Genomic DNA, 11,686 nt, shown 5'->3' on the forward strand with positions numbered 1-11,686 from the left:
GATGGGGAATGACGACAAACTTCGTGACTACCTCAGGCGCGCCACGTCCGATCTCCAGCAGACCCGGCGCAGGCTGCGCGAGGCCGAGTCCAAGGACCACGAGCCGATCGCCATCGTGGCCATGAGCTGCCGCTACCCGGGCGACGTCAGCACGCCCGAGGACCTGTGGGAGCTGGTGGACTCCGGCCGCGACGCCATCTCCTACTTCCCGGACAACCGCGACTGGGACACGGAGGCGCTCTACGACCCCGAGCCCGCCAAGCCCGGCAAGACCTACAGCCGCCAGGGCGGATTCCTCCACGACGCCGGGTACTTCGACGCCGACTTCTTCAAGATGGGCCCGAAGGAGGCCAAGGAGACCGACCCGCAGCAGCGGCTGCTGCTGGAAACCGCCTGGGAGGCCCTGGAGCGGGCGGGCATCGACCCGGTCACGCTCAAGGAGACCAGGACGGGCGTCTACGTCGGCGTGGTCTACCACGACTACCTCGTCGGAGGCGGCACCGGCAGCCTGGCCAGCGTCGCCTCCGGACGCATCTCCTACACCCTCGGCCTCGAGGGCCCCGCGGTCACCGTCGACACCGCCTGCTCCTCCTCCCTGGTCGCCCTGCACCTGGCGGTCCGCGCGCTGCGCGCCGGTGACTGCTCCCTCGCCCTCGCGGGCGGCGCGACCGTCATGGCCCACCCGCACGCCTTCGTCGGCTTCAGCCAGGACCGGGGTCTGTCCCCCGACGGCCGCTGCAAGTCGTTCGCCGACGCCGCCGACGGCACCGGCTGGGGTGAAGGCGTGGGCATGCTGCTCGTCGAGCGCCTCTCCGACGCCCGCGCCAACGGTCACCCCGTCCTCGCCGTGGTCCGCGGCATCGCCGTCAACCAGGACGGTGCCAGCAACGGGATCTCCGCCCCCAACGGCCCCTCCCAGCGCCGGGTCATCCAGGAGGCACTGGCCTCCGCCCAGCTCACCGCCGACCAGGTCGACGCGGTGGAGGCGCACGGCACCGGCACGGTGCTGGGTGACCCGATCGAGGCGCAGGCGCTGCTGGCCACCTACGGTCAGGGCCGCCCCGAGGAGCGCCCGCTGTGGCTGGGCTCGCTGAAGTCGAACATCGGGCACGCGCAGGCCGCGGCCGGTGTCGGCGGGATCATCAAGATGGTCGAAGCCATGCGTCACGGGGTGCTGCCCCGCACCCTGCACGTGGACGAGCCGAGCAACAAGGTCGACTGGACGCAGGGAGCGGTACGGCTGCTCACCGAGCCCCGTCAGTGGCCCGCCGAGCCCGGCCGTCCGCGCCGGGCCGGCGTCTCCTCCTTCGGCTTCAGCGGCACCAACGGCCACGTGATCATCGAGGAGGCCCCGACCGCCGACGAGCCGGAGGAGACCGGGCCGGCCGGGCCGACGACCGGCACCGCCAAGGTGATCCCGGTCCTGCTGTCCGCGAAGGGCACGGACGCCCTGCGCGACCAGGCCCGGCGTCTGCTCACCCGCGCCGAGGCCGACGACGCGCCCACCCTGCTCGACCTGGGCCACTCCCTGGCCACCGCGCGCACGGCCCTGCAGGACCGGGCCGCCGTCATCGCCACCGACCGCACCGAACTGCTCCGCAGGCTGACCGCCCTGGCCGAGGGCCGCCCCTCACCCGGCGCCGTCCAGGGCGCGGTCGTCCCCGACGGTCTGACGGCGTTCCTGTTCACGGGCCAGGGGGCGCAGCGGGTCGGGATGGGCCGGGAGCTGTACGACGCCTTCCCGGTGTTCGCCGAGGCCTTCGACGCGGTCCTGGCCGAGCTGGACCCGAACCTCAGGGACGTCGTCTGGGGCGAGGACACCGAGCGGCTGAGCCGTACGGAGTTCACCCAGCCCGCCCTGTTCGCCCTCGAAGTCGCCCTGTACCGGCTGCTGGAGTCCTGGGGCATCACCCCCGACTATCTGGCGGGGCATTCGATCGGTGAGTTCGCCGCCGCGCATGTGGCCGGGGTGCTGTCCCTCGCCGACGCCGCGAAGCTGATCACCGCGCGCGGCCGGCTGATGCAGGCCCTCCCCGGGGGCGGCGCGATGGTCGCCGTCCAGGCGACGGAAGAAGAAGTACGCCCCCTGCTCGCTGACGGCATCGGCATCGCCGCCGTGAACGGCCCGCAGGCGGTGGTGGTCTCCGGTGTGGAGGCGGAGGCGCTGCGGATCAAGGCGCACTTCGAGGCGCAGGGCCGTAAGACCACCCGCCTGAAGGTCTCCCACGCCTTCCACTCCCCGCTGATGGAGTCGATGCTCGACGAATTCCGGGCGATCGCAAGGGAGTTGGAGTACGGCAGCCCCACCATCCCGGTCGTCTCCACCCTCACCGGCACCCCGGTGACGGACGAGCTGACCGACCCGGAGTACTGGGTCCGCCACGTCCGCGAGGCCGTCCGCTTCGCCGACGCGGTGAAGGTGCTGGCCGACAAGGGCGTCACCACGTACCTCGAACTCGGTCCGGACGCGGCCCTGTCCGCGATGGGGCCGCAGTCCGCCGAGGGCGCCTTCATCGGGCTGCTGCGCCGCGAGCGTGAAGAGGAGACCGAACTGGTCACCGGTCTCGCCCAGGCCCACTGCCGGGGCGTCACCGTCGACTGGCGGGCCTTCTTCGCCGGACGCGGAGCCCGGCTGGTCGACCTGCCCACCTACGCCTTCCAGCGCCGCTGGTACTGGCGCGACCCGGAGACGGCCGTCAGCACCGCGCTCGTCACCCCGGACGCCGTCGACACCGCCGCGTGGAACACGCTGGAACGGGCGGACGCCGACACCCTGGCCGACCGGATCGGCGTACCGGCACCCCTGCTGGGCGAGGTGCTGCCCGCCCTGCGGGACTGGCGTCACCGGCAGCGCGACGAGACCCGCACCGACTCCTGGTGCTACCGCGTCGACTGGCAGCCCGCCACCCTGCCCTCCGCCGAGCGCACCACCCCCGACGGCACCTGGCTGCTCGCCGTACCCGAGGGCTGCACCGACGAGCCGCGCGTGCGTGCCGTCAGCGAGGGGCTGGCCGCGCAGGGCGTGTGGACGGTACGGCTGGAGGTCGGCGAGCAGAACCGGGAGGCCCTCGCCGGGCAGCTGCGCGCCTACACCAACCTCGCCGGAACCCTCTCCCTGCTCGCCCTCGACAACCGCCCGCATCCCCGGCACGGTTCCGTGTCCCGCGGCACCGCCTCCACGGTCACCCTGGTACAGGCCCTGGAGGACGCCGGGATCGGCGCCCCCCTGTGGTGCGTCACCGCCCAGGCGGTCGCCGCCGGCCCCGGCAACGGCACGGCCGATCCCGCACAGGCGGCGGTATGGGGCCTCGGTTCCGCCCTCGGCCTCGACCTGCCCGAACGCTGGGGAGGCCTGGTCGACCTGCCCGCCACCGTGGACGCCGACGCCGTACGACTGCTGTGCCAGGTGCTCGCCGCACCCGGCGACGAGGACCAGCTCGCCGTGCGCGGCGACCGGGTGCTCGGCCGCCGCATGGTCCGTACGGCACTCGCCGGCCGGCCACCGGTCCGCTCCTGGAAGCCCCGCGGCACCACGCTGATCACCGGGGGAACCGGAGGCCTCGGCGCTCACGTCGCCCGGCTGCTCGCCGACCGGGGCGCCGAACACCTGCTGCTGACCAGCCGGCGGGGGCCGGACGCGGAAGGCGTCGCCGCGCTCGTCGCCGAACTGGCCGAACGCGGAACCCGGGTCACCGTCGAGGCGTGCGACGTCGCCGACCGCGAGGCGGTGTGCCGCCTGCTGGAGTCGGTCCCCGAGGAGTCGCCGCTGACCGCGGTCGTGCACGCGGCCGGCGTCATGCAGCGCATCGCCCCGCTGTCCGACCTGACCCTGGCGGAGTTCGCGGCCGTCGCCGACGCCAAGGTGGCCGGCGCCCGGCACCTCGACGAGCTGCTCGGCGACCGCCCGCTGGACGCCTTCGTACTGTTCTCCTCCGGATCCGCGGTCTGGGGCAGCACCGGACAGGCCGCCTACGGCAGCGCCAACGCCGCCCTGGACGCGCTCGCCCGCGCCCGCCGGACCCGCGGTGTCACCGCGACCTCCGTCGCCTGGGGATCGTGGGACGGCGGCATGGTCGACGCCGAACTCGGTGCGGCCCTCGCCCGGATCGGCACCCCGCCGATGAACCCCGGCCTCGCCGTCGCCGCCCTCGGCCGCATCCTCGACCGCGACCTGACCCACCTCGTCGTCGCCGACATCGACTGGGCGCGCTTCGCCCCCGTCTACACCATGGCCCGCCCCCGCCCGCTGATCGGCGCGCTGCCCGAGGCCCGGGCCGCGCTGACGGCGGCCGCCGGGGACGGCGGCACGGGCGTGGACGCGCCGGACTTCGCCGCCCGGCTGGGGGACCTGCCCCGGGCCCAGCAGGGCAGGGCCGTCCTGGACCTCGTCCGCACCCACGTGGCCGCGCTGCTCGGCTACGACGACCCGGCGGACCTGGACCCGGCCCGGCCCTTCACCGACCACGGCTTCGACTCCGTGGCCGCCACGGACCTCAAGCGGGCCCTGTCCGCCGCGACCGGCCTGAAGCTGTCGGCCACCCTGGTCTTCGACCACGCCACGCCGGCCGCGCTCGCCGCCCACCTGCACGGCGAACTGTGCCCGGACACCGACGGCGGCGGCGTCATGGCCGTCCTCGCCGAACTCGACCGGCTGGAGGAGACGCTGGCGGCCCTGTCGCCCGAGGACGTCGAACGCCACCGCATCCCCGGCCGGCTGCAGACCCTCACGGCCCGGCTCGCCGGCACCGGCACCACCGGGCCCTCCCCGGAGGGGCAGCTCGCCGACGACGCGAGCGTCGACGACGTCCTCTCCTTCATCGACAAGGAGCTCGGCCTTGCCTGAGCAGCCCCGCTCCACCGGCACCAGTGACACCAGTGGCACCAGTGGCACCACCCGAGCATGACCCGAACCACCGAATCAGGCGTACCCCAAAGGATGTTGCGAGGCGGGCAGATGGCTGACGATCAGAAGCTCCTCGAGTACCTCAAGCGGGTCACGGCCGACCTGGCCCAGACCCGTCGCAGGCTCCAGGAGTACGAGGCCAGGGAACAGGACCCGATCGCAATCGTCGGCATGAGCTGCCGCTACCCGGGCGGGGTCGCCTCCCCCGAGGAACTGTGGCGGCTGGTGGCCGACGGGGTCGACGCGGTCGGCCCCTTCCCGGCCGACCGCGGCTGGAACCTGGACTCCGTCGACGACCTCGACTTCGCGCGCCGCGGCGGATTCATCGACGGCGCCGCCGAGTTCGACCCCGCCTTCTTCGGCATCTCGCCGCGCGAAGCCGTCGCCATGGACCCCCAGCAGCGGCTCATGCTCGAACTGTCCTGGGAGGCGCTGGAGCGGGCCGGCATCCCCGCCGACAAGGTGCGCGGCGGCCAGGTGGCCGTCTTCGCCGGCTCCGGCTTCCAGGACTACGGCGATCTGCTCAACACCGCCCCCGAGGCGGCCGGCCCCTTCATGGGCACCGCGGCTGTCGCCGCCGTCATCGCCGGCCGCGTCTCCTACACCCTCGGCCTCGAGGGCCCCGCGGTCACCGTCGACACCGCCTGCTCCTCCTCGCTCGTGGCCGTCCACCTCGCCGCCCAGGCGCTGCGCGAACGCGAGTGCACCCTCGCGCTCGCCGGCGGCGTCATGGTGATGTCGACGCCCGGGCCCTTCATCGGCATGGCCCGGCAGGGCGGCCTCGCCGCCGACGGCCGCCCCAAGGCCTACGCGGACGCCGCCGACGGCACCGGCTGGGCCGAGGGCGCCGGCATCCTCGTCCTGGAACGCCTCTCCGACGCCCGCGCCCACGGCCACCCCGTCCTCGCCGTCGTCAAGGGCTCCGCGATCAACCAGGACGGCGCCAGCAACGGCCTCACCGCCCCCAACGGCCCCTCCCAGCAGCGCGTCATCCGCGAGGCGCTCAGCGCCGCCGGGATCTCCGCCACCCAGCTCGACCTGGTGGAGGGCCACGGCACCGGCACCACCCTGGGCGACCCGATCGAGGCGCAGGCGCTGCTGGCCACCTACGGTCAGGGCCGCCCCGAGGAGCGCCCGCTGTGGCTGGGCTCGCTGAAGTCGAACATCGGGCACGCGCAGGCCGCGGCCGGTGTCGGCGGCATCATCAAGATGGTCATGGCCATGCGGCACGAGACCATGCCGCAGACCCTGCACATCGACCGGCCCTCCACCCACGTCGACTGGAGCGCGGGCAACGTCAAGCTGCTGACCGAGGCCCGCCACTGGCCCCGCGGCGAGCACCCGCGTCGCGCCGCCGTCTCCGCGTTCGGCGTGAGCGGCACCAACGCCCACCTCATCCTGGAGGAACCCCCGGCTCCCGCACCCGTCCAGGACAACAACACCGAGGCCAACAACACCGACGACAACGCCACCCAAGAGGCCGCCCCCGCCCCCTGGCCGGCCGGCACCCCCCTGCCCTGGCTGGTCTCCGCCCGCAGCGCCGACGCCCTGCGCGCACAGGCCGAGCGGGTCGGCGCCCATATCGCCGAGCGCGGCGACCTCAGCCCCCTCGACCTCAGCCACTCCCTGGCCACCGCCCGCACCGCACTGGAACACCGCGCGGTCGTCCTGTCCGCCGACCGCGCCTCGGCCGTCACCGCCCTCACGGCCCTCGCCCAGGGCGACAACCGCCCCGAAACCGTGCACGGCACCATCGCCGACGGCCTGACGGCGTTCCTGTTCACGGGTCAGGGGGCGCAGCGGGTCGGGATGGGCCGGGAGCTGTACGAGGCCTTCCCGGTGTTCGCCGAGGCCTTCGACGCGGTCCTGGATGTGATCGACCTGCCCCTCAAGGAGGTCGTGTGGGGTGAGGACGCGGAGCGGTTGAGCCGTACGGAGTTCACCCAGCCGGCCCTGTTCGCGGTCGAGGTGGCGCTGTTCCGGCTGGTGGAGTCGTGGGGCATCAGGCCCGACTATCTGGCCGGTCACTCGATCGGTGAGTTCGCCGCCGCGCATGTGGCCGGGGTGCTGTCCCTCGCCGATGCGGCGAGGCTGGTCGTGGCTCGCGGCCGTTTGATGCAGGCGCTGCCGGAGGGCGGCGCGATGGTCGCCGTCCAGGCCACCGAGGACGAGGTCCGTCCGCTGCTGGTGGATGGTGTCGGTATCGCGGCCGTGAACGGCCCGCAGGCGGTGGTGGTTTCCGGTGTGGAGGCGGAGGCGCTGCGGATCAAGGCGCACTTCGAGGCGGAGGGCCGTAAGACGACCCGTCTGAAGGTCTCGCACGCTTTCCACTCCCCGCTGATGGACCCGATGCTCGACGAATTCCGGGCGATCGCAGCGGAGTTGGAGTACGGCACGCCTGCGGTCCCGATCGTGTCGACCCTGACCGGTGCCCTCGTCACCGACGAGCTGTCCGACCCGGAGTACTGGGTCCGCCATGTCCGTGAGGCGGTCCGGTTCGCGGACGCGGTGAAGGTGCTGGAGTCGGAGGGAGTGACCCGCTTCCTGGAGGTGGGGCCGGACGGTGTGCTGACCGCCATGGCGCAGCAGTCGGTCGAGTCGGAGACGGCCGTGCTGACGGCCGCGCTGCGCAAGGACCGCGCCGAGACCACCGCCGTCCTCACCGCCGTGGCGCACCTGCACGTGCGCGGTGTGACCGTGGACTGGGCGGCCGTCTTCGCCGGCCACGGCGCCGGCCGGGTCGAACTGCCGACGTACGCCTTCCAGCGCGGCCACTACTGGATCACCCCGGAGAACGGCGCCGGTGACGTGTCCTCCGCCGGACTCGACGCCGCCGACCATCCGCTGCTCGGCGCCGCCGTGACGCTGGCCGACAGCGACGGTGTGGTGCTCACTGGTCGGCTCTCCACGTCGGCCCAGCCGTGGCTCGCCGACCACGTGGTGGGCGGCACCGTCCTCTTCCCCGGCACCGGATTCGTCGAACTGGCCGTCCGGGCCGGCGACCAGGTCGGCTGTGACGTCCTGGAGGAGCTGACGCTGGAGGCACCCCTCGCGCTGCCCGAGCGCGGGTCGGTGCAGGTGCAGGTCGCCGTGGGCGCCCCCGACGCCTCCGGTATCCGGTCGCTGACCGTCCACTCCCGCCCCGCCCCGGACGCCGCCTGGACCCGGCACGCCGCCGGTGTGCTGGCACCGGGCGCCGACCAGGGCCGCTTCGACCTGACCCAGTGGCCGCCGCCGGGCGCCGAGGCCGTCGACGTGACCGGCCTCTACGCGGACCTCGCCGGACTCGGCCTCCAGTACGGTCCGGTCTTCCAGTCCCTCAAGGCCGCCTGGCGCGACGGTGACACCGTGTACGCGGAGGTCGCCCTCCCCGAGAGCGGCCACCGGGATGCCGAGCGGCTCGGCCTCCACCCCGCCGTGCTCGACGCGGCCCTGCACGCCGTCAGCTTCACCGGTGTGACCGGCGGCCAGGCGGCCCTGCCCTTCGCCTGGTCCGGTATCACCCTGCACGCGGCGGGAGCCGCCGCCGTACGTGTGCGGCTGACGCCGACCGGTTCGGGGGTCTCCCTCGCCCTCGCCGACGTCGAGGGGCGTCCGGTGGCCACCGTCGAGTCCCTGGTGCTGCGACAGATCACCGAGGAGCAGCTGGCCGCCGCCCGGGCCGGTTTCCAGGACTCCCTCCACCACGTCGAGTGGATCCCGCTCCCGGCCGCCCCGTCCGGCGGCCAGGAGCCCGTCACGGTCGTCACCGGTGTTCCGGGGACCGACGCGCAGGCGGTGCGTTCCGCGGTCCACGAGGCGCTCGGCCGGCTGCAGTCCGCCGAGGGCCGGCTGGTGTTCCTCACGCGGGGTGCGGTCGCGTTGCCGGGTGAGGACGTCTCCGACCTGGCCGGTGCCGCCGTCTGGGGCCTGGTCCGCTCGGCGCAGGCCGAGGACCCCGACCGTTTCGTCCTGGTCGACACCGACACGGACACCGACACGGACACCGACACGGACGCGGCCGTCGCGCTGGCGCTGGCGACCGGCGAACCGCAGGTCGTGGTGCGCGGCGGCACGGCCCACGGCGCCCGGCTGGCCCGCACACCGCTCGCGCCGGACGAGTCCCCGGCCTTCTCCGCCGAGGGCACGGTCCTCGTGACCGGTGCGACCGGCACCCTGGGCCGTCTCTTCGCCCGGCACCTGGTCACCGAGTACGGCGTCCGCAGACTGCTGCTGACCAGCCGCCGGGGTGAACAGGCGCCCGGGGCACGGGAGTTGATCGAGGAGCTGACCGGCCTGGGCGCCGAGGTCACCGTCGCCGCCTGTGACGCGGCCGACCGCGAGACACTGGCAGCCCTCCTCGGCGGGGTCGACCTGTCGGGGGTCGTGCATGTGGCCGGTGTCCTGGACGACGGTGTGATCGCCTCCCTCACCCCGGAGCGGGTGGACAGGGTGCTGCGTCCGAAGGTGGACGCGGCCCTGAACCTGCACGAGCTGACCGCGGACAAGAACCTCACCGCGTTCGTGCTCTTCTCCTCCGGCTCCGGCACCCTGGGCGCCCCCGGCCAGGGCAACTACGCCGCCGCGAACGCCTTCCTGGACGCCCTCGCCGCGCACCGCAAGGCCAACGGCCTGCCCGCCAAGTCCCTCGCCTGGGGCCTGTGGGCCGGAGGCATGGCCGACACCCTCGACGAGACGGAGCGCGGCCGCATCTCCCAGGGCGGCATCCACCCCCTCGCCCCCGAGGAGGGGCTCGCACTCTTCGACGCCGCCCAGCGCAGCACCGAACCCACCCTGGTCCCCGTCAAGTTCGACCTGGCGGCGCTGCGTTCCCAGGGCGAGGACACCCCCGCGCTGCTCCGCGCGCTGGTGCCCGGCGCAACCCGGCGCCGCCGCAGCGCCGGAACGCCCAGGACCGAGGCCGGCACCCTCAAGCACCGGCTCGCCTCGCTGCCGGAGGAGGAGCGCCTGACGGTCCTGCTCGAACTGGTCCTCAGCCGGGCCGCCGTCGTCCTCGGCTTCCCCGACGCCGGGGCCGTCGACCCCCAGCGGGCCTTCCGGGAACTCGGCGTCGACTCCCTGGCCGCCGTCGAACTGCGCAACGGCCTGAACGACGACACCGGTCTGCGGCTGCCCGCCACCCTCGTCTTCGACTACCCGAGCCCCGCCGACGTGGCCCGCCACCTCCTGGAGGAACTGTCCGGCCAGGACGCGGACGCCCCGGCCGCCCTTCCCGCCGCCGTCGGCACCGACGACGACCCGATCGTCATCGTCGGGATGAGCTGCCGTTACCCGGGCGGGGTGGAGACGCCGGAGGACCTGTGGCGGCTGGTAGCCGACGGGGTGGACGCGGTGTCGGAGTTCCCGACCAACCGCGGCTGGAACATCGACGAGCTGTACGACCCCGCCTCGGAGCGTCCCAACACCAGCTATGTCAAGCACGGCGGCTTCCTGCACGACGCCGCCGACTTCGACCCGGCCTTCTTCGGCATCAGCCCGAACGAAGCCCTCGGCATGGACCCGCAGCAGCGGCTGCTGCTGGAGACCGCCTGGGAGGCGATCGAGCGGGCCGGCATCGACCCGGCCACGCTGAAGGGCTCGGCCACCGGTGTCTTCGCCGGGATGATGTACCACGACTACGCCGCCAACAGCGGCACCGGCGCCATCGCCTCCGGCCGCGTCTCGTACGTCTTCGGTTTCGAGGGACCGGCCGTCACCATCGACACGGCCTGTTCGTCGTCGTTGGTGGCGTTGCATCTCGCGGCGCAGGCGTTGCGGTCGGGGGAGTGCTCGCTGGCGCTGGCCGGTGGTGTGGCGGTGATGGCGACGCCGGAGGCGTTCGTGGAGTTCAGCCGGCAGCGGGGGCTGGCTCCCGATGGCCGGTGCAAGTCGTTCGCCGACTCCACGGACGGCACCGCGTGGGGCGAGGGTGTGGGCATGCTGCTCGTCGAGCGCCTGTCCGACGCCCGCCGCAACGGCCACCCCGTCCTCGCCGTGGTCCGCGGCACCGCCCTCAACCAGGACGGCGCCAGCAACGGCCTCACGGCCCCCAACGGCCCCTCCCAGCGCCGGGTCATCCGGCAGGCACTGGCTCAGGCGGGCTTGAGCACCACCGACGTGGACGCGGTGGAGGCGCACGGTACGGGTACCACTCTGGGTGACCCGATCGAGGCGCAGGCGCTGCTGGCGACGTACGGGAAGGATCGTCCGGAGGATCAGCCGTTGTGGCTGGGGTCGATCAAGTCGAACATGGGGCACACGCAGGCGGCGGCGGGTGTGTCGGGCATCATCAAGATGGTCGAGGCGATCCGTCACGGTGTGCTGCCCAAGACCCTTCACGTCGATGAGCCCACGCACCAGGTGGACTGGTCGGAGGGCAACGTCCGGCTGCTGACCGAGTCCCGTCCGTGGCCGGAGACGGGGCGTCCGCGCCGTGCGGGCATCTCCTCCTTCGGCATCAGCGGCACCAACGCCCACGTCATCATCGAACAGGCCCCGGAACCCGCCGTCGCCGAGCAGCCGTCCGCCGGGCACGACCTCCCCGTCGTGCCGTGGGTGCTGTCCGCGAAGACGGACGAGGCCCTGCGCGCACAGGCCGAGCGCCTGCGCACGCACCTGACGAACGACCCCGCCCTGCGCGCCCTGGACATCGCCCACTCCCTGGTCACCGACCGCGCCGCCATGGACCGCCGCCTCGCGGTGATCGGCACGGACCGGGAGGAGTTGCTGGCGGGTCTGAGCGCGTTCGTGGAGGGCCGGTCGGCTGCGGGTGTGGTGCAGGGGGGTGTGCGGGGTGCTGGTCGT

At 73.7% G+C, this 11,686-nt stretch carries 1 protein-coding gene and 1 pseudogene; both read left to right on the top strand.

What is annotated here, in order from left to right; translation table 11 throughout:
* Position 1: 1 nt before the first annotated feature.
* Positions 2 to 4,843, top strand: a pseudogene (locus ACWDEN_RS41715) (type I polyketide synthase); the annotation flags it as partial.
* Positions 4,844 to 4,954: 111 nt separating this feature from the next.
* Positions 4,955 to 11,686: SDR family NAD(P)-dependent oxidoreductase (locus ACWDEN_RS41720; RefSeq protein WP_450863162.1), on the top strand; the 6,732-nt coding region annotated here is incomplete at its 3' end.

Source organism: Streptomyces sp. NPDC001153 (assembly GCF_053598315.1).